Origin of the sequence: Pseudoclavibacter sp. Z016, from assembly GCF_002931215.1 — a bacterium.
Classification (GTDB): Bacteria; Actinomycetota; Actinomycetes; order Actinomycetales; family Microbacteriaceae; genus Pseudoclavibacter.
The window spans coordinates 455,908-480,164 of record NZ_PSTU01000011.1 but is presented as its reverse complement, the minus strand read 5'-3'; the positions used below and the strand labels follow the sequence as shown (position 1 = coordinate 480,164).

Here is a 24,257-nt window from a genome sequence, read left to right as displayed (position 1 = left end):
CACCGACCGATTCGACAGAGAACCAGGAGCAGAACATGGCGAGACGCCGTCCGAGCAAGGCAGCCAGGAGCAAGCAGGTCAGCGATTCCCTCGCGGCCTTCATCCGCGAAGCCCCCTCCTCCTACCACGCGGCAGCTGAGGTCGCACGGCGGCTCGAGGATGCCGGCTTCACGTCACTCGACGAGCGCGATGAGTGGCCACAGGAGGCCGGCGGCTACGTCGTCGTCCGCGACGGAGCGGTCATCGCGTGGCGAGTGCCGGAGTCCACGTCGCCGATCACGCCGTTCGCGATCGTCGGAGCGCACACCGACTCGCCTGGGTTCAAGCTCAAGCCGAACCCGGAGTCGACATCGCAGGGCTGGCAGCGCCTCGAGGTCGAGGTCTACGGCGGGCCACTGCTGAACTCCTGGCTCGACCGCGAGCTGCGCGTCGCGGGCCGTCTCGCCCTCGCTGACGGCACCACCGTGCTCGCCGCCTCAGGACCCATCGCGCGCATCCCGCAGCTTGCGATCCATCTCGACCGTGGCGTCAACGAGCGCGGACTCGTCCTCGACCCGCAGCGCCACACCCACCCCGTCCTCGGTCTCGAGGCGGCGGGAGGCGTCGTGGCGGCGCTCGCATCCGACGCCGGGGTCGACCCGGATTCGATCACGGGCTTCGACCTCTTCCTCGCAGATGCCCAGGACGCCCAGCTCTTCGGACACGGCGAGGCGCTGTTCGCCGGGGCTCGCCTCGACAACCTCGTCAGCGTCCACGCCGCGACGACGGCACTCGTCGAGACCGTGCCGAGTGGCGTGATCCCCGTCATCTCGGCCTTCGACCACGAAGAGGTGGGTTCCGCGAGCCGTTCAGGCGCGGCCGGCCCGTTCCTCGGCGACGTGCTCGCTCGCATCCAGGAGGGCCTCGGTGCGGGACCCGCCCAGCAGCGTCGCGCGCTCGCCGCGTCATGGCTCGTCTCGAGCGACCTGGGCCACAGCTTGCACCCGAACTACCCGGAGAAGCACGACGACGAGACCCGGCCCATCGCGGGCCGAGGGACCCTCCTCAAGCTGAACGCGAACCAGCGCTACGCGACGGATGCGCGCGGGAGCGCACTCTGGACCGGCGTCTGCCAGAACGCGGGCGTGGCCGTGCAGGCCTTCGTGTCGAGCAACTCGCTGCCGTGCGGTTCGACGATCGGCCCGATCGCGTCCACCGAGCTCGGCATCTCGACCGTCGACGTCGGCATCCCCATCCTCTCCATGCACTCGGCCCGCGAACTGGCCGCGATCGCCGACATCGAGGCCCTCGAACGCGCACTCGCTGTGTTCCTCGCGGGTGCTTGGCCGGAGCACGCGTAAACTAGACGAAGAGACCGCTCGCCGACGGCGACCAGTGGCGTCCACTTCTCGGGCCACGGTGTCAGCGTGCATACGAACAGCAGCAGGCGCCCACCGCAGGTGAGACGCGCTAGAACAACGGAGAACAGATGTCCGGACACTCCAAGTGGGCGACGACCAAGCACAAGAAGGCCATCATCGACTCGCGTCGCGCGAAGTCGTTCGCCAAGCTCATCAAGAACATCGAGGTCGCGGCGAAGATCGGCGGCGCCGACATCGCTGGCAACCCCACGCTGGCTGACGCCATCCAGAAGGCCAAGAAGACCAGCGTCCCGATCGACAACATCAACCGGGCCGTCAAGCGCGGCGCGGGCCTCACGGGCGAGTCGATCGACTACACCACGATCATGTACGAGGGCTACGGCCCCGGTGGCATCGCGCTGCTCATCGAGTGTCTGACCGACAACAAGAACCGGGCGGCGGCCGAGGTGCGGACGGCAATGAGCCGCAACGGCGGCAACATGGCGGACCCCGGCTCCGTTGCCTTCAACTTCGAGCGCAAGGGCGTCATCGTCGTCCCCCACGAGGAGACCCCCACCGAGGACGACGTGCTCGAGGTCGTCCTCGACGCCGGCGCCGAGGAGGTCATCGACCACGGGCACGTGTTCGAGATCCGCACGGAAGCCAGCGAGATGGTCGGCGCACGCACGGCCCTGCAGGCCGCTGGCATCGACTACGACTCCGCCGACGCCGAGTTCGTGCCGAACGTCAAGGTCGAGGCCGACGCCGACACCGCTCGCAAGGTGTTCCGCCTCATCGACGCGCTCGAGGACAGCGACGACGTGCAGAACATCTTCACGAACATCGACGTCTCCGCCGAGGTGCAGCAGCAGCTCTCCGAAGACGACGAGTAGTCCGAGTGCCGCGGCGAATCCTGGGCATCGACCCCGGCCTCACGCGCTGCGGCCTCGGCATCGTCGACGCGCACGGCCGACAGCGTGTCGAGTTCGTGCACGTCTCGGTGGTCACATCAGCTCCCGGAGATGAGCTGCAGCGGCGCCTCCGACTCCTCGCAGACGGCATCGAGGCCGTGCTCGACGAGTTCAAGCCGGATGCCATCGCCCTGGAGCGCGTCTTCGCCCAGCAGAACCTCCCGAGCGTCATGGGGGTCGCCCAGATCTCTGGAGTGATCCTCGTCGCGGCGGAACGTCGGGGCATCGCCGCTGTCCTGCACACCCCGTCGGAGGTCAAGGCCGCCGTCACCGGCTACGGCTCAGCCGAGAAGAAGCAGGTCGGCACGATGGTGCAGCGCATCCTCCGACTCGATGACATCCCCAAGCCGGCCGACGCCGCCGACGCGTTGGCGCTCGCTATCTGCTCGGCTTGGAAATCCCCGCTCGACGCCCTCAAGCCCGCGGGGGGCCAGACGCCAGCGCAGCGAGCCGTCGCGTCAGCCGGGCGGCCTGCGGACGCGCCGACAACCGCGCAGAGCGCGTGGCTCGCCGCCGAGCGTGCCGCGAAATCCCGCGGCCGCCGCGTACGGTAGACCGGTGATTGCTTCCCTCCGCGGCCAGGTGCTGTACCGGACCGCCACAACGGTCACGATCGAGGCCGCGGGTGTCGGCTACCAGGTCTTCGTGACCCCAGCCCATGCCCTGCAGCTCCGCCTCGACACCGAGGTGCTGCTGCGCACGCACCTCGTCGTCCGCGAAGACGCCTGGACCCTGTACGGGTTCCAGCGACCCGAGGAGCTCGAGATCTTCGAGCACCTCATCACGGTCACCGGAGTCGGCCCCAAGTCCGCGCTCGGCGTGCTCGCACATCTCGAGCCGGAACAGGTCGCCCGCGCGGTCAGCGAAGAGGACGTCAAGGCCTTCACGGCAGTGAGTGGCATCGGACCCAAGACTGCCAAGCTCATCATCCTCTCGCTCGCGGGCAAGATCGCTCTCGCGCCTGCCCCGGGCACGGCCACGGGGGAGCCGTCTTCCGGCAGCGGAGCCGCAGCGGTGCGCCGCGACGTCGTCGAAGCGCTACTCGGCCTCGGCTACGCAGAACGGCAGGCTTCGCCCGCGGTCGAGGATGCTGCGAAGGCCCTCGAGAGTGAAGAGCAGGACGTCGCGAAGCTGCTGCGGGCCACTCTCAAGCTGCTCGGGCCGGCCGGGAGCCGCTCGTGACCGACGCCTCGCACATCCCGGAGGCACCCGAGTCCGAGGCGGAGATCGCCTTCGAGGGAGCCCTCAGGCCGGCAAACCTCGCCGAGTTCGTCGGCCAGGCGAAGGTGCGAGTGCAGCTGGAGCTGCTCCTCAAGGCAGCCGCCCTGCAGAGTCGCACCCCAGACCACATCCTGCTCGCGGGCCCCCCTGGCCTCGGAAAGACGACGCTGGCTCTCATCGTCGCCGAGGAGACGGGGCAGCCCATTCGACTCACGAGCGGTCCCGCGCTGCAGCACGCGGGCGACCTGGCGGCCGTCCTCTCCAGTCTGGTGCCGGGTGAGCTGCTGTTCATCGACGAGATCCACCGCATGGCGCGTACGGCCGAGGAGATGCTGTACCTCGCCATGGAGGACTACCGCATCGACATCATGGTCGGCAAGGGCGCAGGCGCCACGAGCGTTCCGCTCGAGCTGGCCCCGTTCACCGTCATCGGCGCCACCACCCGAGCGGGCCTCCTCCCGAACCCGCTTCGCGACCGCTTCGGCTTCACCGCGCACCTCGAGTTCTACGAGGACGCCGAGCTGGAACAGGTCCTCGCCCGTGCGGCCCGCCTGCTCGACCTCCGCGTCGACGACGCGGCGCTCGCCGAGATCGCGACCCGCAGCCGGGGCACACCGCGAATCGCGAACCGACTCCTCCGGCGAGTGCGCGACTACGCCCTCGTCCACGAGACCGACGCCAACGAGCAGGCAGTGCAGCACGCACTCCTGGTCTACGACGTGGACGCGCTCGGCCTCGACCGTCTCGACCGCGCCGTCCTGCAGGCGCTCATCGATCGCTTCGCCGGGGGACCGGTCGGCGTGAGATCGCTGGCCGTCTCCGTCGGCGAGGAGGCGGAGACCGTCGAGAGCGTGGTCGAGCCCTTCCTCGTCCGGACCGGCCTCGTCACCCGCACGCAGAGGGGCCGCGTCGCAACGCAGCAGGCCTACGCGCACCTCGGGCGCACCCTCCCTGGCGGGGGAGCACCCCAGCGGTCAGCTCTCGACATCTAGGAACCAGCTTCACCCCTCCAGCTCTTGCTGAGCGACATCCGGACGACCGCGACGTACACTAGATGCGTTTGCCGTCGTTCCGGGCGTGCATAGTCGTAGTACGGACTGCCAGAAAGGCACCCACAATGGATCTCACGCTTCTCCTTCCCCTCGTCCTCCTCGGCGTCATGATCTTCTTCATGTGGCGCAGCAACAAGAAGAGGTCCCAGCAGCAGCAGGAGATGCGCAGCAGCGCGGTCATCGGCGCGGATGTCATGACGCAGAGCGGCGTCTACGGCACGATCGTCGACATCGACGAGGAGAACAACATCACGACGATCGAGTCGGAGCCGGGCACTCGTCTCCGCGTCCACTCGATGACCGTCGCGAACATCCTCACTCCGGCTGTCCCGGACGACGCTTCCGCGCTCTCCGAGCACGAGGCCGTCGAAGAGCGTCCCGAGCTCGAGGCCGAGGCTGAGTCCGAGCGCCGCGACAGCGACAACGGGTCCGAGTCCGGACCGAACATCAACAAGGCGTAGGCGACTCCCTCACCTCTCACGCACGGGCCTCGTCTTGAGGTCAGAAGGCAGAACTCTCTTGGCGAAGTCGACAACGTCATCGGCGCGTCGTGGTCGGGGTGCTGGCATCGTCCAGCGCGCCTGGCGCACGCTCACGTGGCTCTTGATCCTCATCCTTGCCCTCGTGGGCCTCAACTGGCTGGCCGTCGCCACGCAAGGCGGTCAGTGGACGCCTCGCCTCGCGCTCGACCTCGAGGGTGGTACCCAGGTCGTGCTCGCGGCGCAGCTGCCGGAGGGCCAGGCAGACCCGTCGTCCGAGCAGATGCAGCAGGCGGTCTCGATCATCCGCCAGCGCATCGACGCGTCCGGCGTCTCCGAGGCGGAGATCACCACCCAGGGCGGTCGCAACATCGTCGTCTCCGTCCCAGGTGAGATGGACCAGCTCACGCGAGACCGCATCGAGAACTCGGCCAAGCTCGAGTTCCGTGCCGTGCTCGTCGCGGACCAGGCCGCGAACAGCCAGGCCATCCCGGCCGACCAGCTGCCGGAGGAGCTCTCGACGACGCCCACCGCGGAGCCGACGAACGCGAGCGACCTCAACTGGGTCACCGAGCAGATGTACGTCGACTTCCTGCAGTTCAACTGCGCCGACCTCGCACCCGCTGCGGACATCGACCCGACCCAGCCGCTCATCACCTGCGACGACAGCGGGACGGAGAAGTACGTCCTGGGGCCGGTCGAGGTGACCGGTGAGCGCATCGCGGACGCCACGAGCGGTCTCACGACCACGAGCACCGGCGCGACCACCAACCAGTGGGCCGTGAACATCGAGTTCGATGCGCAGGGCACGCAGGAGTTCGCTGCCGTGACCGAGCGACTCGTCGGGTTGACGGAGAACCAGAACCGCTTCGCCGTCACGCTCGACAACCAGGTCATCGTGGCTCCGACCACCAACGCGGCGATCACCGACGGCAAGCCGCAGATCTCAGGAAACTTCAACGAGGAGAGCGCCAAGGCCCTCGCCGACCAGCTGAAGTTCGGCGCGCTGCCCTTCAACTTCGTCGCGCAGTCGACCTCCACTATCTCGGCGACCCTGGGCAGCTCGCAGCTCGTGAACGGCCTCATCGCCGGTCTCATCGGGCTCGCGGCCGTCGTCGTCTACTCGCTGTTCCAGTACCGCACGCTCGGACTCGTGACCGTCGCGTCGCTGGTCATCGCCGCGGCCCTGACCTACATCGTCGTCACGTATCTCTCCAACCAAGAGGGGTACAGGCTCTCGCTAGCGGGTGTCGCGGGCCTCATCGTCGCCATCGGCATCACGGCCGACTCGTTCATCGTCTACTTCGAGCGCATCAAGGATGAGCTGAGAGACGGCAAGGGGCTGGTCTCGGCTGTCGAGGGCGGCTGGACACGCGCCATCCGAACGATCCTCGCATCGGACGCCGTCAACTTCCTCGTGGCCATCGTGCTCCTGTTCGTGGCCGTCGGCAACGTGCGCGGCTTCGCGCTGACACTCGGCATCACGACGATCATCGACATCATCGTGGTCACCCTCTTCACCCACCCCCTCATGCGCCTGCTCGCTCGGACACCGTTCTTCGCGGACGGACACCCCGCTTCGGGCCTCGATCCCAGATCGCTCGGCGCGGTGTACCGCGGCCGCGGCACGTTCCGCACCCCGGAGCAGAAGAAGCGCGGCGCAACACGCGAGGCCGAGCGCCGACAGACGCTCGCCGAGCGCAAGGCAGAAGCCGCCAAGAAGGCCGGCGGCGATGACCTCGTGGCGGCCGGATCGGCCAATGCCGATCAGACGTCGACCACGAGCAATGGGGAGAAGGCCTGATGAGCAAGTTCCAGACCCTGGGCAACGACCTGTACACGGGGGAGCGCTCGTTCAACTTCGTCGGCAGACGGAAGATCTGGTTCTCCATCGCGGGAATCGCAGTCCTCATCTCGATCCTCGTGCCGATCCTCCGCGGAGGCCTCGAGCTCGGCATCGAGTTCACCGGTGGCTCCGAGTTCCTGGTCTCGCAGCCGGCGACCGACGAGCAGGAGCCGGCCATCGCGGCCGCCGCCGAGTTCACGGCGACCCCCGCGAAGGTCGCGGTCCTCGGCGACGGCGGAATCCGCGTGCAGACCGACGCCCTCTCCGAGGACGCCAACACGGAGTTGCGCGCGCAGCTCGCCGAGGCGTACTCCGTGCCTGTCGAGGACGTCAACCTGTCCACGATCGGGCCATCGTGGGGGCAGGACATCACCCGTCAGATGGTGATCGGCCTCGGTGTCTTCGTGGCGATCGCCGCCATCCTGATGTCGCTGTACTTCCGCACCTGGAAGATGTCGATCGCGGCGCTCGTCGCCCTCGCCCACGACCTCGTCGTGACGGCGGGCGTCTACGCCGTCACCGGCGTCGAGGTCACCCCCGCGGCCGTCATCGGCTTCCTCACCATCCTCGGCTACTCCCTCTACGACACCGTCGTGGTCTTCGACAAGATCCGTGAGAACGCCGAGGACTACAACGCGGAATCCTCCCGGACCTTCGGCGAGCTCGTGAACCTGGCCATCAACCAGACCCTCGTGCGCTCGATCAACACCTCAGTCGTGGCGCTGCTCCCGGTCGGAGCGATCCTGTTCATCGGCGCCTTCCTCATGGGCGCGGGCACGCTGCGGGACATCGCCCTCGCACTGTTCATCGGAATCTTCGTCGGAGCGCTCTCCACGATCTTCGTCGCGGGCCCGCTCTACGCGGCGCTGCGCTCACGCGAGCCGGAGATCGCCCGTACGGACAAGCGCATCCTCGCGGCTCGCGCGCGCACGCTCAAGGAGCGCGACGAGGCCGATGCTGACGCCGAAGACGACGAAGCGGCAGCCGCCTCGGAGTCCGAGCCGGCGCCCAAGGCCTCCGCGTCCTGAGGACACCCCGCACGGTGATAACTTGTCATCACCCTGGTCCGCGTACCCACGCAGGCCAGGGTGATGATGCATATGGAGGTGCTGCATGAGTGAAGTCTCCTCGTTGCGCTGGCGAATGCCGCGAATGTTCGCGAAGCAGCCGGTGCACGTCCTCGAGCCGATTCTCAAGTCGCTCAGAAAGCACGATCCTCGAGCGAACACGGCACTCGTGCAGCGGGCCTACGAGGTGGCGAAGGACGCCCACGAGGGGCAGTTCCGCCGCAGCGGCGAGCCCTACATCACGCACCCGGTCGCCGTCGCGAAGATCCTCGCCGATCTCGGCATCGGCTCGATCACCGTGGCGGCCGCGCTCCTCCACGACACCGTCGAAGACACCGACTACACGCTCGACGAGCTTCGATCCGACTTCGGCGACGAGATCGCGATGCTCGTCGACGGCGTGACGAAGCTCGACAAGGTCAAATACGGCGACAACGCGCAGGCAGAGACCGTGCGCAAGATGGTCGTGGCGATGTCGAAGGACATCCGCGTCCTCGTCATCAAGCTCGCCGACCGTCTGCACAACGCTCGAACGTGGGGCTTCATGTCCCCGGAGAAGGCGAAGAGCAAGGCGAAGGAGACGCTGGAGATCTACGCGCCCCTGGCGCACCGCATGGGTATCCAGGCGATGAAGAACGAGCTCGAGGATCTCTCCTTCGCCGTCATCAATCCAAAGATCTATTCCGAGATCAAGAATCTCGTCGCCCACCGGCAGCCCGAGCGCGAGAAGTACGTACAGCGGGTCATCGCCGAGGTGCAGTCGGACCTCCGGCAGTTGAAGATGCGGGGCGACGTCTACGGGCGCCCCAAGGAGCTGTACTCGATCTACCAGAAGATGATCGTGCGGGGCCGCGACTTCGACGAGATCTACGACCTCACGGCGATCCGCCTCATCGTCGACTCGGTGCGCGACTGCTACGGCGTCCTCGGAGCCATCCATGCCAGGTGGACACCCATGCCAGGGCGATTCAAGGACTACATCGCGACACCCAAGTTCAACCTCTACCAGTCGCTGCACACCACGGTGATCGGACCGGACGGCAAACCCGTCGAGATCCAGATCCGCACGATCGAGATGCACCGCCGCGCAGAGTTCGGCGTCGCGGCGCACTGGATGTACAAGCAGAACGCCCAGTCCGGCAAGCAGGACAAGGCTGACGAGACCCGCACCGAGATGGCGTGGCTCAAGCACCTGAGCGACTGGCAGCAGGAGACCACCGACCCTGGAGAGTTCCTCGACTCCCTCCGCTTCGACCTCGGCGCGAAGGAGGTCTACGTCTTCACGCCCCAGGGCAAGGTCATCGGATTGAGCGCTGGGGCCACTCCTGTCGACTTCGCGTACTCGATCCACACCGACGTCGGCCACCGGACCATGGGCGCGAAGGTCAACGGGCGTCTCCTGCCCCTCGACTCGAAGCTGCAGAACGGCGATGTCGTCGAGGTCTTCACCTCGAAGAACCCGGATGCCGGACCGAAGCAGGACTGGCTGACCTTCGTCGCCAGCGCCCGAGCCAAGAACAAGATCAGGCAGTGGTTCTCGAAGGAGCGCCGAGACGAGGCCATCGAGCAGGGGAAGGACTCCGTCGCCAAGGCGCTGCGGAAGGCCGGTCTCCCGCTGAACAAGGACCACGTCCAGGAGGCGTTCTCCTCGGTCGCGTCGAACCTCCGCTACCTCGACGTGACCGCCCTCTACGCCGCAGTCGGCGACGGGCACGTCTCGACCCAGTCGGTCATGGAGAAGCTGCAGGCAGCCCTCCGCCAGGAACAGGACGTCCCCGCCGCGGATGAGGCGCCGCAGTTCACCCCCGGCACGACGATCCCGACCACGAGCGACTCCGGCGTCCTCGTCCGGGGTGCACCGGACATCCTCGTCAAGGTCGCCAAGTGCTGCACTCCGGTGCCCGGTGACGACATCCTCGGCTTCGTCACGCGCGGCCAGGGCGTCTCCGTGCACCGCGCGGACTGCAACAACGTCGCGAGCCTCCGGCGCGAGCCCGAGCGCATGATCGAGGTCCAGTGGGCCCCCAGCTCCTCGAGCGTGTTCCTCGTGAACATCCAGGTGGAGGCGCTCGATCGCTCCGGACTGCTCAGCGACGTGACGCGCGTGCTGAGCGAGCACCACGTCAACATCCTTTCCGCAACCGTGCACACCTCGAAGGCTCGCCTCGCCATCAGCAAGTTCTCGTTCCAGATGGGCGACACGACGCACCTCGACCGTGTGCTCAACGCCGTCCGCAGGATCGACGGCGTCTACGACGTGTACCGGGTCAAGACGCAGTAGCGCTTGCACAGCGGGCCAGCGTCGCGCGGTCCCTCGCGAGGGAGACGAACGGCCTCCGGTGGCTGGGATAGTCAGCGAGGAGCTCCACCGGGTCCCTGGCGAGCAGCCGCACCGCGTGATCGATCGACGCCTGGCTGCTCTCCGGGTCGTGCAGGAGATCCAGGAGCGCGAGATCGGTTCGGACGACCCGGACGCCACCGACGAGCACAACAGCCTCCGGCGGCGGAGCAGTGGATCTGTACCTCACACCCGCACGTTGCCGCCTCGGCGGTCGCGCACCACGCGGGGACGCCAGCGTGACCTGCTGCGGCGCAGGGCCGCCCGCATGCACCCAGATCGCTGACGCGCCACCCACGGCGCAGCTGCCGGTCACGAGACGCGCGAGCGTCGAAGCCCGGTCCGCCGACGTGAGCGGCCCAGCGATCGACGCGTACCCCACGGCACACGCGTGGCCGAAGCGGAAGATCTCACCGTCCCGCTCCATGACCTGGAGCTCGGCGAAGGGCAGAAGACGAAGTGGGGCAGGATGCACGCTCGCATCCTGCCCCACTTCATGGCTCACACGGCAGACGGTCTCGACTGCTGTGGAGTGACGCTCAGACTCAGCTGCCGATGGCCGCGAGCCAGACGCGGCGGGCTTCGAGGGCCTCTTCGGCCTCCTTGACCGCCCGCTTGTCTCCCCGCGCCTCAGCGTCGGCGCGCTCGGCCTCGAGCTTCTCGATGGCCTCGGTCAGCTGGCTGTGCATGCCCTGGCTCCGGGCCTGACGCTCGGGGTTGGACTTCTGCCAGTGATCGTCGTCGAGCTTGCGCACATGCTGCTCGATGGCACGAAGGCGGTCTTCCGTGGCCTTGAAGTTCTCGCGGGGCACACGCCCGATCTCATCCCACCGACGCTGGATGTCGGCGAGCTTCTCTCGCGCCGCCCGGCGGTCGGTCAGCTGGAGGATCGGGGTCGCCTCTTCGAGAAGAGCAGCCTTGGCCTCGTAGTTGGCGGAGTACTCGACGCTCTCTGCTGCGTCGACCTCGCCCTTGGCCTGGAAGAGCACATCTCCGGCTGCCTTGAACTGGTTCCAGAGCGCGTCGTCGTACTTGCGGCCCGCACGGCCCGCTGCCTTCCACTCGTCGAGGAGTCTGCGGTACTCAGCGACACCGTCGGCGCCGCGGGGGGCAAGCGCCTCAGCCCGCTCCAGGATCTTCGTCTTGGCATCGCGAGCCGTCTTGTGGCTCGCGTCGAGCTCCGCGAAGAAGGCTCGGCGCTCGCGCTCGAGCGTGCTGCGCGCGCCACGGAACCGCTTCCAGAGCGCGTTGGCCTCGGCCTTCGGGAGCCTGGGCCCGTCCTGCTGGTGGGTCTTCCACTTCGCGAAGAGCTCGTCGATGCTGGCCGTCGTCTGCTTCCACTGGATGGAAGCAGGAGGCTGGGCGGCGAGGCGCTCAGCCTCGACCACGATCGCCTCGCGCTCCTGGAGCGCCCCGGCGATCTCTTCCTGCTGCGCCTCGCGCTGCTGCTCGGTGAGCTCGCTGACGGTGCCGCCGAGCGCTTCGAGGCGCGAACGGAGGGCGGCGAGGTCGCCGACCGCGTTCGCGTCGCTCAGCTGTGCGCTGAGGTGCTTGGCGGACTTGGCGATGTCAGAGGCCGGGGCTCCGTTCTTGACGCGCTGCTCGAGGAGAGACACCTGGCCTTCGAGGTCGGAGAACTTGCGAACGAAGTACGCGAGGGCTTCCTCTGTCGTGCCATCGGGGTACTGGCCGACCTTGCGCTCAGTTCCATCTTCGATCACGTACACGGTGCCGTCTTCTTCGACGCGGCCCCACGGATTCTGGGGGAGTGCAGACATGGCGAGTATTCCCTCACGGTAGGCGTTTGCGCAGCTTGCGCGACTGACTCCCCATGCTAGGACACTGCGGGCGCTTCGTTCACCAGGGCATGCCCAGTCTCGCCGTCCCGCTCCGGCAGGCGGCCCGCTCGATCCGCTACTGCAGGGAGAGGGAGGTGATGACGGCGGGCGCCACGGGAGCGCCGTCGCCGCCGCCGGAAGCCGGGTCGACACCCGGCTCGACGATCCCCGCGACGAACTCGTCCAGGCCGCCCGTGACCTTTCCCATGACGGTGTAGCCGCCCGCGGCATCGCCAGGGAGGATGGTGTCCTCGTAGACGATGAAGAACTGGCTGCCCATGCTCTCGGCGTTGCCGCCCTGGCGAGCCATGGCGATCGTGCCCGCGGGGTAGACGCCGTCTTCCGGCGCATTCTCAATGGGACCCCAGCTGTAGCCGGGTCCGCCGGTCCCCGTTCCTGTCGGGTCGCCGCACTGCAGGACGAAGAGTCCCTCGGTCGTGAGTCGGTGGCAGGAGGTGTCGGTGAAGTAGTTCTGGCCGTTGAGCGAAACCATGTTTGCCACTGCCTGCGGGGCGGCTGCGCCATCGAGCTCGATGCCCAGCGTGAGGTCGCCGTTGAAGGTCATCTCGCCCGTCCAGGTGCGTCCCTCGGCCAGGGCCGGGTCCGGTACCTCGCCGGACGGCGTGGCCGCAGGGGACGTCGTCTCGTCCGCGGCGGGGGCTGGGGCTCCTGGACCGCCCGTGAAGTAGAAGACCTGCAGTGCGCCGACGACGAGGGCGACCACGACAAGAGCGATCGTCCATGTGCGGTTATCTCGGCTGCGGCGCCGGACGCCGCGCTCGTGGACGGCGACGCGCGCCTCGTACTCGCGGGTCCGCCGACGCTGTTCGCGGGAGTTCTTGTCCGAAGTTGCCACTGTGCCTCATTCGCTTGTCTTCAGCATGCCGTGCAGGCACCAGAGGGGAGTTTACTAACATCGGGCTTCATGACAGGTGACGCGCCAAGCCTTGCGGGCACAACTGCGCCCCTCGCGGTGCGGATGCGCCCGAGATCCCTCGACGAGGTCGTGGGTCAGCGGCACCTGCTGCGCCCCGGCTCACCCCTGCGCGCCCTCGCCTCACCCGAGCAGGACACGCGTGCGGGAACGTCCGTGATCCTCTGGGGGCCACCCGGCACGGGCAAGACGACCCTCGCCCAGGCCATCGCGCACACCTCCGGCAAGCGATTCACGCAGCTCTCCGCCATCTCCGCCGGCGTGAAGGACGTGCGGCAGGTGATGGATGAGGCCCTAACCCAACGTGACCTGTACGGCATCCAGTCGGTGCTGTTCCTCGACGAGATCCACAGGTTCACCAAGGCGCAGCAGGATGCGCTGCTTCCCGGCGTGGAGAACGGCTGGGTCACGCTCGTCGCGGCGACCACGGAGAACCCCTCGTTCTCGGTCATCAGTCCGCTGCTCTCCAGGAGCCTGCTGCTCACCCTGCAGCCGCTCGACGAGGCAGACCTCATCGAGCTGCTCGACCGCGCGACCACTGACAAACGCGGCCTCGGCGGCGCCTTCGAGGTGGCGGATGACGCCAAGCGCGCGATCGTGCAGTTCTCCTCCGGCGACGCACGACGAGCGCTCACGACCTTGGAAGCGGCGGCGGCCGCCGCTCAGGCCTCCGAGCAGACGACGATCGATGCCGAGATCGTCTCGAGTGCCTCTGACCAGGCGCTGCTCCGCTACGACCGGGACGGCGATGAGCACTACGACGTCATCAGCGCCTTCATCAAGTCGGTGCGAGGCAGCGATCCTGATGCGGCACTCCACTACCTGGCTCGCATGATCGTCGCGGGGGAGGACCCGCGTTTCATCGCCCGCAGGCTCATCGTGCTCGCGAGCGAGGATATCGGCCTCGCAGAGCCGCGGGGGCTCGAGATGGCCGTGGCCGCGGCCGACGCCGTCCAGCTCATCGGCATGCCGGAGGGACGCATCCCGCTCGCGCAGGCGACCGTCTTCCTGGCGACTGCCCCGAAGTCGAACGCTGCCTACTCGGGGATCAACGCGGCAATCGCCGACGTCAAGGCGGGCGGGATCGGCCGCGTGCCGAAGCACCTCAGGGACGCGCACTACGCCGGGGCGAAGCGCCTCGGCCACGGCAAGGGCTACCGGTATCCGCACGACGACGCACGGGGGGTCTCCGAGCAGCAGTACCTCCCCGACGAGCTGAGCCAGCGCGAGTACTACTCGCCGACCCGGTTCGGAGAAGAGCGGGAGATCGCCGCGAGGCTCGAGAAGCTGCGGGCCATCACGAAGCCAGGACTCTGAGTGCGGCTGCGGCTGTGCTAGTCTTTCTCGGTCTACCTCCCGGGGTTGCGTGCGGCTGCGCGTCCGAGAGCAAGGCGTGCAGTCTGTAGCCGACGCACGCGCGACACTGCTCAAGTTTGACGCCGGGGCATGGCCTTGGCGGAGAGCAACTTCATTTCTGCGCGCTCACGCGCGCCAAACTTCGCTCGAAAGGCAATTGTGTCCAAGACCTCACGTTCACGCAGCAAGGTGCGCCTCAGCCGCGCACTCGGCATCGCACTCACCCCGAAGGCAGAGCGCGCGCTCGAGAAGCGCCCGTACGCACCGGGAGAGCACGGCCGCACGCGTCGCAAGACCGACAGCGACTACGCCGTCCGTCTGCGCGAGAAGCAGCGTCTGCGCGCCCAGTACGGGCTCCGCGAGAAGCAGCTTCGCATCGTCTTCGAAGAGTCGCGTCGCGCGGCAGGCCTGACGGGTGAGAACCTCGTCGAGCTGCTCGAGATGCGCCTCGACGCGCTTGTCCTGCGTTCGGGCTTCGCCCGCACCACGGCACAGGCTCGTCAGCTCGTCGTGCACCGCCACATCCTCGTCGACGGCAAGCTCGTCGACCGCCCCAGCTTCCGCGTGAAGCCGGGGCAGCTCGTCCAGGTCAAGCAGCGCTCGGAGGCCCTCGAGGTCTTCCAGGTCGCCGCAGCCGGTGGCCACGCGGACGTCCTCCCCAAGGTCCCCGCGTACCTCGATGTCGACCTCGCAACGCTCCAGGCGCGCCTCGTGCGCCGTCCGAAGCGCGTCGAGGTCCCGGTGACGTGTGAAGTCCAGCTCGTCGTCGAGTACTACGCTGCTCGCTAGCCAAGCAGGCGCTCCGGTTCGCCGGAACTGGCAGTTCGGGACAGTCCGAGCCGCGAGAGCCAACTAGCATAGGGGCGGGTCATCGCAAGATGGCCCGCCCCTTTGTTTGTCCTGCGGCACTGTGCCGCTCGTCTACGCGTGCGGCAGCCCCGTTCGTCTATCCGTGCGGCAGCTCGCTGCACTCAGTAAGGAGCACCATGTCTGGTGGCGACATCGCCGGCCTCATCGCGGCCGGAGTCTTCCTCGTCCTCGTCCTTCTGCTCGCGGTACCTCTGCTGAAGCTCGGCGGCGTCCTCGACGAGGTGCGCAGCGGCATCCGCGAGTCCGTCGATGCGATCACCCCGACGCTCGCCGAGACGCAGGTCACCGTCCTCGAGGCCAACAAGCAGCTCGCGAAGATCGACAGCATCACCACCCACGTGTCCGAGACGACGAGCAACGTCTCCAGCCTCGTCGCGCTCACCGCCGCCAGCGTCGGCGGCCCCCTCATCAAGCTCGCCGGGTTCTCCGCGGCAGTCCGCGCCGGCATCTCGAGCTTCAAGAGCGACGGGCCGACCAAGTCCAAGGTCAAGTCCACGCCGAAGAGCACCCCGAAGAAGCCGAAGCCGCGCGCTACGCGCTGACCAGTCCGACCCCCTCACCCCTCTTCACAGGAGTTCGCATGCGCACAGCACTCAGCATCATCGGCGGCATCGCCGCAGGGTTCGCCCTCGCTCACCTCGTCAACTCGACTCCGGCAGGGCGCAAGTTCTTCGCCGGCGTGAACGGTCGCGTCGACGAGTTCACCGAGGCCGTCGCCGAGGGCTACCGGGCCCGCACGCAGGACCTCTCCGCGGCCATCGCCGACATCAAGTAGCGCGACCAGCACATCCCCCGTCGCCTGGGCGACCTTCGTCGCCCGTCGCCAGAGAAAGAGCCACACCGCACGATGCAAACCGCTGAGATCCGTCGCCGCTACCTCGACTTCTTCGAGAAGCGCGGGCACACCGTCGTCCCTTCCGCGCCCCTCGTCAGCGACGACCCGACGATCATGTTCACGATCGCCGGCATGGTGCCGTTCATCCCGTACTTCACCGGGATCGTGCCGCCTCCGTTCGATCGCGCCGTCAGCGTGCAGAAGTGCATCAGGACCAACGACATCGAAGAGGTCGGGAAGACGCCTCGGCACGGAACCTTCTTCCAGATGTGCGGCAACTTCTCGTTCGGCGACTACTTCAAGCAGGGCGCGATCGAGTTCGCCTGGGAGCTCCTCACCTCCCCGGAGAGCTCCGGCGGTCTCGGCTTCAAGCCGGAAGACCTCTGGATCACGGTGTACGAGAAGGACGACGTCGCTCGCGGCATCTGGCGCGAGGTGACGGGCTTCAGCGACGACCGCATCCAGGGCCTCGGGATGAAGGACAACTTCTGGTCGGCCGGAGGCCCAGGCAGCCCCGCTGGCCCCTGCTCGGAGATCTTCTTCGACCGTGGCCCCGAGTACGGCGTCGACGGCGGCCCCGCCACCGATGACGACCGCTACGTCGAGATCTGGAACCTCGTCTTCATGCAGTACGAGCGAGGCGCAGGCACGACGAAGGACGACTACGAGATCGTCGCCGACCTCCCCAAGCAGAACATCGACACGGGTATGGGTCTCGAGCGCATCGCGTTCATCAAGCAGGGTGTCGACAACATGTACGAGATCGACCAGGTTCGGCCCGTGCTCGACAAGGCCGCCGAGATCTCCGGCAAGCGCTACGGCGCGGTGCACACCGACGATGTGCGGATGCGCGTCGTCGCCGACCACGTGCGCTCGTCGCTCATGCTCATGGCCGACCGCGTGGAGCCGGGCAACGAAGGACGTGGCTACATCCTGCGTCGCCTGCTCCGTCGAGTCGTTCGCGCCATGCGCCTCCTCGGGTTCGAGGGGGCGAGCCTGCCGCAGCTGCTCCCAGCGTCCAAGGACGCCATGCAGGACGCCTACCCGGAGCTCGTCGATGAGTTCCCGCGCATCTCGCGCCTCGCGTACGCCGAGGAGGAGACCTTCCTCCGGACGCTCACGGCCGGCACCGCGATCCTCGACACCGCGGTCACCGAGACGCGGGCCAGCGGCGTGCAGCACCTCTCCGGTGAGACCGCGTTCAAGCTGCACGACACCTTCGGCTTCCCCATCGACCTGACCGTCGAGATCGCCGAGGAGGCAGGGGTCAGCGTCAACCGCGAGGCCTTCGAGCGCCTCATGAGCGAGCAGCGCACGCGGGCGAAGGCGGATGCCAAGTCCAAGCGCTCGGCCCTCGCCGACGTCTCGGTCTACAGCGAGTTCCGCTCGCTCGGCGAGACGATGTTCGTGGGCTACACCGATCTCGCCCACGAGAGCGAGGTCCTCGGTCTCATCGTCAACGGCGTCCCCGCCGCCAGCGCAGGCGCCGGTCAGCAGGTGGAGATCATCCTCGCGAGCACCGCGCTCTACGCGGAGTCCGGGGGACAGGAGGCCGACTCCGGCCAGATCACCTCCGCAGCCCGCGGACTCGTTGCCGACGTCGTCGACGTCCAGCGTCCCATCGCCGGACTCGTCAGCCACACCGTCACCGTCGTCTCCGGCGAGGTCGCTGTCGGCGACCGAGTGGAGACGATCGTCGACCCCGCCTACCGACGCAGCGCCAACCAGGCTCACACGGCGACGCACCTGCTGCACGCCGCGCTACGCGACGTCCTCGGGCCAGACGCCCACCAGTCCGGCTCCTACAACAAGGCCGGCTACCTGCGGCTCGACTTCTCCTGGAGCCAGGCGCTCACGGTCGACACGAGAGCCGAGCTCGAGGGCATCGTGAACGACGCCATCCGCGCCAACCATGTCGTCTCGACCCGGGAGATGGACCTCGACGAAGCGAAATCCCTGGGGGCTCGCGCCCTGTTCGGCGAGAAGTACGGCAGCCGCGTGCGGATGGTGGACATCGGCGGACCGTGGTCGCGCGAGCTCTGCGGCGGCACCCACGTGGGCAGCTCTTCCGAGGTGGGGATCGTGAACCTCATCGGCGAGTCATCCGTCGGTTCCAGCAACCGGCGCATCGAATCACTCGTCGGCCGCGACGCCTTCGCGGACTTCGCCGTCGAGCGCGCCATCGTCTCGCAGCTCACGAGCAGCCTGAAGGCGCCGCGGGAGCAGCTTGCCGATCGCGTGCAGGACCTCGCCGCGAGCCTCAAGACCGCGCAGAAGCGCATCGCGGAGCTCGAGGCGGCGGAAGCCATGCAGCGCGTACCGGCTCTTGCCGCCGAGGCGAGCACCGCGGGGGGCGTCGTGCTCGTCGCGAAGCACCTCGGTGAGGTTCGGAGTGCCGATGAGCTCCGCTCGCTGGCGCTCGCCGTCCGCGAGCAGCTCGGCGAGCGCCCGGCCGTCGTCGCCCTCGGGGCCGCCTCGAACGGCAAGCCGATCGTGCTCGTCGCGACCAACGCCGCCGCCCGGGACACCGGTGCAGCGGCAGGCGCTCTGGTCCGTATCGCCGCCCCGATCCTCGGTGGCGGCGGCGGCGGCAAGCCGGATGTCGCCCAGGGCGGCGGCACCGACGTCGAACGGCTCGACGACGCGCTTGCCGCCATCCGCTCAGCACTGGCGAATGACTGAGTTCCGGATCGGCACCCGACTCGGCGTCGACGTGGGCAAGGCCCGCGTCGGCGTCAGCCGGAGTGATCCGCACGGCATGCTCGCCACCCCCCTCGAGACCGTGCCGCGCGACGGCGCCAAGGGCGACGCGCACGCCAGGCGCATCGCGGAACTCGTCGCCGAGTACGACGCCATCGAGATCGTCGTCGGACTGCCCCTGTCGCTGTCGGGTGCGGAGACCGCCTCGACCGCCGACGCGAGGGCCGTCGCAGAGCAGATCGCGTCGAGCTCTCCGGTGCCACTCAGGTTGGTGGACGAGCGTCTGACGACGGTGAGTGCAAGCCGCCAGCTCCGAGACGTCGGCCGGAAGGCCTCCAGGTCTCGACACATCATCGATCAGATGGCCGCAGTGGTCATCTTGCAAACCTCGCTCGACGCGGAGCGCCAATCCGGACGTGCACCGGGTGAGCTCCTCTCCCGAAAGGATCAGGACTCTGTCGGACAACCAGACCCCCAGTAGCCACGACGGACGAAAGCGCTTCACACCTGACGACCCATTCGGCGATCTCTTCTCCGACGAGGCGGCCCCGGCAACGGATGCCGGTGCTGCCAGCCCGCGGAGGGCAGGCGGCAGCCGACGCCGCGAGTCGACCGCGGCACGCCGTGGCAAGCGGAGTCTGCTCGTCATCCTCGTGCTCGTGGTCGTCGTCGCCGTGAGCGCGGCGGTCGTGTGGTTCGGGTTCGGCTCGCAGCTGCGCAGCATCTTCGGCGGCGGCGCCGCCTCCGCCGACTTCGAGGGGTCGGGAAACGGCACGGAGCTCGCCTTCACGATCGAGTCCGGCGACACCGGGACCTCGATCGGAGAGCGCCTCGCCGACGTGGGCATCGTGAAGACCTCCGGTGCCTTCGTGGATGAGGTGCTGGCCCAGCCCGAGGACCCGGTGTTCATCCCGGGCAGCTACGGCATGCAGGAGGAGATGAGCGCAGAATCAGCGCTCGTGTCGCTCCTCGACCCCGCGAACCGTCAGGAGTCGACGGTCGTGATCCCGGAGGGGACCGCCCTCCAGGACGTCTACGCCCTCATCGAGGGCGGCGTCGGCATCCCCGTCGCCGACCTCGAGGCCGCCGCGGTTCCCGCGAACTTCGGCCTCCCTGCCGAAGCCACGACCCTCGAGGGTTTCCTGTTCCCGGCGACCTACAGCTTCGATCCGGGCGTCGACGCCACGACGGTGCTCAAGACCCTGGTGGATCGCATGTTCCAGTCGCTCGACGAGCACGGAGTAGCTCCGGAAGCCCGCTGGGACACGGTGCGCCTCGCCTCGCTCATCCAGAAGGAAGCCGGGCTCAGAGAGGACTACTACAAGGTCTCGAGGGTCTTCCTGAACCGACTCGACATGGGCATGCTCCTCCAGTCGGACGCCACGGTCGCCTACGGAACGGGCAACACGCACCGGGTCTCGACGAGCGATGCCGAGCGCGCCGACGCGGCGAACGCCTACAACACCTATGTGCATCCCGGGATGGTGGTCGGCCCCATCTCGAACCCCGGCGACATCGCGATCGACGCGGCGGTGAACCCTGCGGACGGCCCCTGGGTGTACTTCGTGACCTGGAACCTCGACACGGGGGAGACCATCTTCTCCGAGACGTTCGAGGAGCACGAGGTCGCGGTCGCCAAGTGGCTGGCGTGGATGGCCGAGCACCCCGAATATGGGTGAGGCTTCGACGAGGCTCGCCGTCCTGGGGTCTCCGATCGGGCACTCGAAGTCTCCAGCGATCCACTCGGCCGCGTACGAGGTCCTCGGTCTCGACTGGAGCTACGAGCGCTTCGACGTGCCGCAGGGTGGGCTGGCGGGTTTCCTCGCGTCGAGGGGGCAGGGATGGCGCGGGTTCTCCGTGACCATGCCCCTGAAGCACGAGGCTCGCGCGTTCGCCTCCACGCTCGCGCCCGCCGCATCGGAGATCGGCGCCGTCAACACGCTGGTCTTCGACGGGGCGGACGCGGGCGCCCCGGCTCGAGGGTGGAACACGGATGTGACGGGCTTCGTCGCGGCGCTCAACGAGGCAGGTGTCCTCTCGGCTCCTCGGGTGCGGCTGCTCGGCGCTGGCGGTACGGCGGCCGCCGTCATCGCAGCGCTGCCCTCGCTGGCGGCGACCGAGCTCTCCATCGTCGTCCGAGCGCCGGAACGAGCGCAGGGCATGGCGGCGCTCGCGCGCTCGCTGGGGGTCGAGGTCGAGGTGCTGACCTTCGCTGCGTTCGACGCGCTTCCCCCCGAGGCGCGCGCCGCGGAGCTCGTCGTCAACACCGTGCCGGGGGACCGGGACCACGTCGGCATCGACGCATCGTGGGTGCAGGGGGCGGTGCTCTTCGACGTGCTCTACGACCCGTGGCCCACGAAGCTCGCGACGCGCTGGCAGTCCGCCGGTGGTCAGGTGGTCTCGGGACTCGAGCTCCTCCTGGCCCAGGCACTCGTGCAGGTTCGGCTCTTCACCGGCCGTGATGAGTCGGAAGTCCTCCCCAGGGAGGCCGAGGTTCGCTCGGCGATGCGAACCGCCGCGCTGCGCGTGTCAGAATAGTCCAATGCTTCGATGGCTCACGGCCGGGGAATCCCACGGCCCAGAACTCCTTGCGATCCTCGAGGGACTCCCAGCTGGTGTCCCGCTTTCCCTCGACGATCTCCGCACCGACCTCGCCCGCCGGAAGCTCGGCCACGGCAGAGGCGCACGAATGAAGTTCGAGCAGGACGAGCTCACGCTGTCCGCCGGCGTCAGGCACGGTTTCACGATGGGGTCGCCGATCGGCATCCGGATCGGCAACACCGAGTGGCCCAAGTGGGTCGAGGTCATGAGCCCCGAGCCGGTCGACGCGGCTGTGTTCGACACGGGACGCGGTGCGAAGCTCACGCGCCCGCGACCGGGGCACGCCGACCTCATCGGCATGCAGAAGCACGGCTTCGACGAGGCGCGCCCGGTCCTCGAGCGCGCGAGCGCACGCGAGACGGCGGCGCGTGTCGCGCTCGGCGCGATCGCGAAGCGCTTCCTCTCGGAGCTCGGGATCACGACGTTGAGCCACACGCTCGCCATCGGGACGGTCCGTGTGCCCGAGGACGCGCCGCTGCCCGCCTACGGCGACCTGGCCGCCATCGACGCGGATCCGGTTCGCGTGTTCGACGAGGAGACCTCCGCTGCCGCAGTCGCCCTCATCGATGAGGTCCGCAAGAGCGGCGACACGCTCGGTGGCGTGACCGAGGTGCTCGTCTGGGGCCTGCCGCCCGGCATCGGCTCCTACGTGCACTGGGATCGCCGCCTCGACGCGCGACTCGCGAAGGCGCTCATGAGCGTTCAGGCGATCAAGGGGGTTGAGGTCGGCGACGGCTTCGAGACCACACGTCGTCCAGGCACCGCGGCGCACGACCCGCTGTACGTCCGCGACGGCTCCATCGTCCGCTCCAGCGACCGTGCAGGTGGCATCGAGGGCGGCATGGCGACCGGCACGGTGCTCCGAGTCCGGGCCGGCATGAAGCCGATCGCGACCGTCCCGAAGGCCCTCCACACCGTCGATGTGGCGACGGGCGCGGATGCGGCTGCGCACCACCAGCGTTCCGACGTCTGCGCGGTCCCAGCGTCCGGTGTCGTCGTCGAGGCGATGGTGGCCCTCACGATCGCCGACTCCATCCTCGAGAAGTTCGGGGGCGACTCCGTCGGCGAGACGAAGCGAAACATCGAGAGCTACCTCGCGAGCATCCCGCCGCTGCTGCGCACGTCGAGCGAGTCCGTCTCCGAGGCCGAGCTGCAGGCCGGTCCCGTCGACGAGACGCCGATGGGGGACTCGCTCAGCGAGTGGCGCGTATGAGCGTCGTGCTCATCGGCCCGCCTGCCGCGGGCAAGTCGAGGGCGGGCCGACGCCTGGCCAAGGTGCTGGACGTGAGCTACGTCGACACCGACAAGGTGATCGTCGCGCGCCACGGCGCGATCCCCGAGATCTTCGTCGAGCACGGGGAGGCCGAGTTCCGGCGTCTCGAGCGGGACGTCATCGCCGAGCACCTCGAGACCACCGAGGTCCTGTCGCTCGGTGGTGGTGCCGTGATGGATGCGCAGACCCAGTCCCGCCTCGGCGGGCACACCGTCATCCTCCTGACGGCGACTCCCGCCGCTATCGCCGAGCGCATCACCGGCAACGCGAAGCGCCCGCTCATCACGGGCATCGAGAGCTGGACCCAGATCTACGAAGCACGCCGCGAGACCTACGAACGTCTCGCGGATGCGACGTTCGACACTTCATTCCGGCCCATGGTCCGCGTCGTCGAAGACATCGCGGAGTGGCTGGAGCAGCAGACCAAGGAAGGACCAAGCGACGTTGCCTGAGATCATCGAGGTTCCCGGCGCCCACGGCGACATCATCATCGGGGCTGGTCAGTTCCGCGAGGCGGCTGCGGTCATCCCCGGCCTCCTCGGGGAGGGCGTCGCCAAGGTCCTGATCGTGCACGCGCCCCACCTGGCGGATGTCGCCGAGCGGGTGCGCGAGCAGCTTGTCGGCGAGTACAACCAGGTGCTCATCGCGGAGATCCCGGATGCCGAGGGAGCGAAGCGCATCGAGGTCGCGGCGTTCTGCTGGCAGATCCTGGGCCAGGCCGACTTCACGAGGTCCGACGCGGTCATCACGATCGGCGGGGGAGCGACGAGCGACATCGGCGGCTTCATCGCCGCGACGTGGCTCCGGGGTGTCAAGGTCGTGCACATGCCGACGACGGTGCTCGCCATGGTCGACGCGGCCATCGGCGGCAAGACGGGCCTCAACACCAACGAGGGCAAGAACCTCGTCGGCTCCTTCCACCCGCCGGCGGGGGTCGTCATCGACCCGGAGATCCTGGCCGGACTCCCTCGCAACGAGCTGCTGGCCGGCTTCGCCGAGGTCGTGAAGGCCGGCTTCATCGCCGAGCCCGAGATCCTCGACATCATCGAGCGCGACCCGGAGCGCGCGACCGACCCGACCACGCCCGAGTTCCTGCGGGTGCTCGAGCTCGCGATCCGCGTCAAGGCGAGGGTCGTCGGCGAGGACTTCACCGAGCAGGGCCTGCGCGAGATCCTCAACTACGGGCACACGCTCGGCCACGCCATCGAGAACGCGGAACGGTACCAATGGCGTCATGGCGCCGCCATCTCCATCGGCATGGCGTTCGTCGCCGAGCTGGCCCGCCTCTCGGGGCGCCTCGACGACGCCACGGCGGATCGACACAAGTCCATCCTCGAATTGCTCGGCCTGCCCACGAGCTACCCGGCCGGCCGCTGGAAGACGCTCCTCGCGACGATGCGTCGGGACAAGAAGGCTCGCGGAGCCATGCTGCGCTTCGTCGTGCTCGACGGGCTCGGCCGTCCGACGATCATGCAGGCGCCGGACGAGAGCCTGCTGTTCGCCGCGTACCAGGAGATCGCCAGCTAGATCGGCGCC

Annotated in this window: 23 protein-coding genes; 20 read left to right on the top strand and 3 right to left on the bottom strand. The window is 68.3% G+C overall.

Going from position 1 to position 24,257, the window contains the following annotated elements; translation table 11 throughout:
• Positions 1 to 35: 35 nt before the first annotated feature.
• The 9 genes from C5B99_RS08370 (at position 36) to C5B99_RS08330 (ending at position 10,257) form a co-directional block, all read left to right on the top strand.
• A complete protein-coding gene (locus C5B99_RS08370) occupies positions 36 to 1,340 on the top strand; it encodes a M18 family aminopeptidase (RefSeq protein WP_104241298.1) in 1,305 nt (434 codons plus the stop codon).
• Between the two features lie 128 nt (positions 1,341 to 1,468).
• Positions 1,469 to 2,233, top strand: a complete 765-nt coding sequence (locus tag C5B99_RS08365; protein ID WP_104241297.1) for a YebC/PmpR family DNA-binding transcriptional regulator — start codon at positions 1,469 to 1,471, stop codon at positions 2,231 to 2,233.
• A 5-nt stretch (positions 2,234 to 2,238) separates the two neighbouring features.
• Positions 2,239 to 2,865, top strand: coding sequence for a crossover junction endodeoxyribonuclease RuvC (ruvC, locus tag C5B99_RS08360; RefSeq protein WP_104241296.1), 627 nt, complete (start codon positions 2,239 to 2,241; stop codon positions 2,863 to 2,865).
• A gap of 4 nt (positions 2,866 to 2,869) precedes the next feature.
• Positions 2,870 to 3,493, top strand: a complete 624-nt coding sequence (ruvA, locus tag C5B99_RS08355) for a Holliday junction branch migration protein RuvA (RefSeq protein WP_104241295.1) — start codon at positions 2,870 to 2,872, stop codon at positions 3,491 to 3,493.
• Positions 3,490 to 4,524 carry a Holliday junction branch migration DNA helicase RuvB gene (gene ruvB, locus C5B99_RS08350; RefSeq protein ID WP_104241294.1) on the top strand — a complete coding sequence of 345 codons (1,035 nt, stop codon included), beginning with the start codon at positions 3,490 to 3,492 and terminating at the stop codon, positions 4,522 to 4,524. Before ruvA ends, ruvB begins: the two co-directional genes overlap by 4 nt.
• Before the next feature lie 125 nt (positions 4,525 to 4,649).
• A complete protein-coding gene (gene yajC / locus C5B99_RS08345; RefSeq protein ID WP_181057836.1) occupies positions 4,650 to 5,045 on the top strand; it encodes a preprotein translocase subunit YajC in 396 nt (131 codons plus the stop codon).
• Between the two features lie 58 nt (positions 5,046 to 5,103).
• Positions 5,104 to 6,867: a protein translocase subunit SecD gene (gene secD / locus C5B99_RS08340; RefSeq protein ID WP_228496575.1), complete on the top strand. Its 1,764-nt coding sequence runs from the start codon at positions 5,104 to 5,106 to the stop codon at positions 6,865 to 6,867.
• Positions 6,867 to 7,937: a protein translocase subunit SecF gene (gene secF / locus C5B99_RS08335; protein ID WP_104241292.1), complete on the top strand. Its 1,071-nt coding sequence runs from the start codon at positions 6,867 to 6,869 to the stop codon at positions 7,935 to 7,937. The genes secD and secF overlap by 1 nt, the downstream gene beginning before the upstream one ends.
• Positions 7,938 to 8,022: 85 nt before the next feature.
• The gene (locus C5B99_RS08330) at positions 8,023 to 10,257 is read left to right on the top strand and encodes a bifunctional (p)ppGpp synthetase/guanosine-3',5'-bis(diphosphate) 3'-pyrophosphohydrolase (RefSeq protein ID WP_104241291.1); all 2,235 of its coding nucleotides are present in this window, start codon (positions 8,023 to 8,025) and stop codon (positions 10,255 to 10,257) included.
• On the opposite strand, the gene C5B99_RS08325 is transcribed toward C5B99_RS08330, so the two are convergent.
• From C5B99_RS08325 to C5B99_RS08315, 3 genes are all read right to left on the bottom strand, one after another.
• Positions 10,244 to 10,819, bottom strand: a complete 576-nt coding sequence (locus C5B99_RS08325; protein ID WP_146081964.1) for a hypothetical protein — start codon at positions 10,817 to 10,819, stop codon at positions 10,244 to 10,246. The two genes, C5B99_RS08330 and C5B99_RS08325, sit on opposite strands and share 14 nt — an antisense overlap.
• A gap of 40 nt (positions 10,820 to 10,859) precedes the next feature.
• Positions 10,860 to 12,092, bottom strand: a complete 1,233-nt coding sequence (locus C5B99_RS08320; RefSeq protein ID WP_104241289.1) for a DUF349 domain-containing protein — start codon at positions 12,090 to 12,092, stop codon at positions 10,860 to 10,862.
• Between the two features lie 136 nt (positions 12,093 to 12,228).
• Positions 12,229 to 13,008: a peptidylprolyl isomerase gene (locus C5B99_RS08315; protein ID WP_104241288.1), complete on the bottom strand. Its 780-nt coding sequence runs from the start codon at positions 13,006 to 13,008 to the stop codon at positions 12,229 to 12,231.
• 69 nt (positions 13,009 to 13,077) lie between these two features.
• Between C5B99_RS08315 and C5B99_RS08310 the strand changes: the two genes are divergently transcribed.
• The 11 genes from C5B99_RS08310 (at position 13,078) to aroB (ending at position 24,248) form a co-directional block, all read left to right on the top strand.
• Complete coding sequence (locus C5B99_RS08310; RefSeq protein ID WP_104241287.1) at positions 13,078 to 14,403, top strand: replication-associated recombination protein A; 1,326 nt, start codon at positions 13,078 to 13,080, stop codon at positions 14,401 to 14,403.
• 198 nt (positions 14,404 to 14,601) lie between these two features.
• Complete coding sequence (gene rpsD, locus C5B99_RS08305) at positions 14,602 to 15,231, top strand: 30S ribosomal protein S4 (RefSeq protein ID WP_104241286.1); 630 nt, start codon at positions 14,602 to 14,604, stop codon at positions 15,229 to 15,231.
• A 197-nt stretch (positions 15,232 to 15,428) separates the two neighbouring features.
• Positions 15,429 to 15,854 carry a DUF948 domain-containing protein gene (locus tag C5B99_RS08300; protein ID WP_104241285.1) on the top strand — a complete coding sequence of 142 codons (426 nt, stop codon included), beginning with the start codon at positions 15,429 to 15,431 and terminating at the stop codon, positions 15,852 to 15,854.
• Positions 15,855 to 15,892: 38 nt separating this feature from the next.
• Entirely contained in the window at positions 15,893 to 16,087 is a 195-nt protein-coding gene (locus C5B99_RS08295) for a Na+ dependent nucleoside transporter N-terminal domain-containing protein (RefSeq protein ID WP_104241284.1), read from the top strand.
• Between the two features lie 72 nt (positions 16,088 to 16,159).
• Positions 16,160 to 18,829 (top strand): alanine--tRNA ligase, encoded by a 2,670-nt coding sequence (gene alaS, locus C5B99_RS08290; protein WP_104241283.1) that lies wholly within the window; start codon positions 16,160 to 16,162, stop codon positions 18,827 to 18,829.
• Entirely contained in the window at positions 18,822 to 19,328 is a 507-nt protein-coding gene (gene ruvX, locus C5B99_RS08285) for a Holliday junction resolvase RuvX (protein ID WP_104241282.1), read from the top strand. The genes alaS and ruvX overlap by 8 nt, the downstream gene beginning before the upstream one ends.
• Positions 19,273 to 20,526, top strand: a complete 1,254-nt coding sequence (mltG, locus tag C5B99_RS08280; RefSeq protein ID WP_181059351.1) for an endolytic transglycosylase MltG — start codon at positions 19,273 to 19,275, stop codon at positions 20,524 to 20,526. The genes ruvX and mltG overlap by 56 nt, the downstream gene beginning before the upstream one ends.
• A complete protein-coding gene (locus C5B99_RS08275) occupies positions 20,519 to 21,385 on the top strand; it encodes a shikimate dehydrogenase (RefSeq protein ID WP_104241281.1) in 867 nt (288 codons plus the stop codon). Before mltG ends, C5B99_RS08275 begins: the two co-directional genes overlap by 8 nt.
• Positions 21,386 to 21,389: 4 nt before the next feature.
• Positions 21,390 to 22,661, top strand: coding sequence for a chorismate synthase (gene aroC, locus C5B99_RS08270; protein ID WP_104241280.1), 1,272 nt, complete (start codon positions 21,390 to 21,392; stop codon positions 22,659 to 22,661).
• Positions 22,658 to 23,173 (top strand): shikimate kinase, encoded by a 516-nt coding sequence (locus tag C5B99_RS08265; RefSeq protein WP_104241279.1) that lies wholly within the window; start codon positions 22,658 to 22,660, stop codon positions 23,171 to 23,173. The genes aroC and C5B99_RS08265 overlap by 4 nt, the downstream gene beginning before the upstream one ends.
• A complete protein-coding gene (gene aroB, locus C5B99_RS08260) occupies positions 23,166 to 24,248 on the top strand; it encodes a 3-dehydroquinate synthase (protein WP_374953189.1) in 1,083 nt (360 codons plus the stop codon). Before C5B99_RS08265 ends, aroB begins: the two co-directional genes overlap by 8 nt.
• Positions 24,249 to 24,257: the final 9 nt, after the last annotated feature.

Excerpts from the sequence above, each read along its gene's own strand:
- C5B99_RS08265 (WP_104241279.1), top strand. The coding sequence starts at position 22,658 with ATGAGCGTCGTGCTCATCGGCCCGCCTGCCGCGGGCAAGTCGAGGGCG.
- alaS (WP_104241283.1), top strand. The coding sequence starts at position 16,160 with ATGCAAACCGCTGAGATCCGTCGCCGCTACCTCGACTTCTTCGAGAAG.
- C5B99_RS08295 (WP_104241284.1), top strand. The coding sequence starts at position 15,893 with ATGCGCACAGCACTCAGCATCATCGGCGGCATCGCCGCAGGGTTCGCC.
- secF (WP_104241292.1), top strand. The coding sequence starts at position 6,867 with ATGAGCAAGTTCCAGACCCTGGGCAACGACCTGTACACGGGGGAGCGC.
- C5B99_RS08365 (WP_104241297.1), top strand. The coding sequence starts at position 1,469 with ATGTCCGGACACTCCAAGTGGGCGACGACCAAGCACAAGAAGGCCATC.
- C5B99_RS08370 (WP_104241298.1), top strand. The coding sequence starts at position 36 with ATGGCGAGACGCCGTCCGAGCAAGGCAGCCAGGAGCAAGCAGGTCAGC.
- C5B99_RS08320 (WP_104241289.1), bottom strand. The coding sequence starts at position 12,092 with ATGTCTGCACTCCCCCAGAATCCGTGGGGCCGCGTCGAAGAAGACGGC.
- aroC (WP_104241280.1), top strand. The coding sequence starts at position 21,390 with ATGCTTCGATGGCTCACGGCCGGGGAATCCCACGGCCCAGAACTCCTT.
- C5B99_RS08275 (WP_104241281.1), top strand. The coding sequence starts at position 20,519 with ATGGGTGAGGCTTCGACGAGGCTCGCCGTCCTGGGGTCTCCGATCGGG.
- yajC (WP_181057836.1), top strand. The coding sequence starts at position 4,650 with ATGGATCTCACGCTTCTCCTTCCCCTCGTCCTCCTCGGCGTCATGATC.
- C5B99_RS08300 (WP_104241285.1), top strand. The coding sequence starts at position 15,429 with ATGTCTGGTGGCGACATCGCCGGCCTCATCGCGGCCGGAGTCTTCCTC.
- C5B99_RS08330 (WP_104241291.1), top strand. The coding sequence starts at position 8,023 with ATGAGTGAAGTCTCCTCGTTGCGCTGGCGAATGCCGCGAATGTTCGCG.
- ruvX (WP_104241282.1), top strand. The coding sequence starts at position 18,822 with ATGACTGAGTTCCGGATCGGCACCCGACTCGGCGTCGACGTGGGCAAG.
- C5B99_RS08310 (WP_104241287.1), top strand. The coding sequence starts at position 13,078 with ATGACAGGTGACGCGCCAAGCCTTGCGGGCACAACTGCGCCCCTCGCG.